Consider the following 426-nt stretch of genomic DNA (forward strand, 5'->3'; position numbering starts at 1 on the left):
ATCCGCTTCATGGAGCAGGGCGCGATGGCCGAGCGCTCGGTGCCGTCGCCGGATCACTACTGGCCGCTGCTCTATGCGCTGGGCGCGCGTCACGCCGACGATCCCGTGCGGCTCGAAACGAACTTTCTCGAACATGGCGCGCTGAGCATGCTGAGTTTCATGCTCGGCCAGCCGGGGCGCGCGCGGGAGGCGGGAGGAATCTGCACTACGCGTCGGCCGCTCACCTCGACATGCGCCTGAGCCTGCGCGTGGCGGCGCGAGAGGACATTGCGCAGGACATTGTCGCGTTCGATCTCGAAGCCGCCGATTATCTGCCGCTGCCGGGCTTCGAGGCGGGCGCGCATATCGAAATCGATTGCGGCGGCGTGGCGCGCCAGTATTCGCTGTGCGGCGATCCACGCGCGCCGGAACGCTGGCGGATCGCCG

Annotated in this window: 1 protein-coding gene and 1 pseudogene; both read left to right on the plus strand. The window is 68.3% G+C overall.

Annotated elements, in window-relative coordinates; translation table 11 throughout:
• Positions 1–240: hypothetical protein (locus tag SB749_RS18735; RefSeq protein WP_410711627.1), on the plus strand; the 240-nt coding region annotated here is incomplete at its 5' end.
• A pseudogene (locus SB749_RS18740) lies at positions 231–426 on the plus strand (oxidoreductase); the annotation flags it as partial. The gene SB749_RS18735 and the pseudogene SB749_RS18740, both read left to right, overlap by 10 nt.

This window comes from Brevibacterium sp. SIMBA_078, assembly GCF_046534565.1.
Classification (GTDB): Bacteria; Actinomycetota; Actinomycetes; order Actinomycetales; family Brevibacteriaceae; genus Brevibacterium.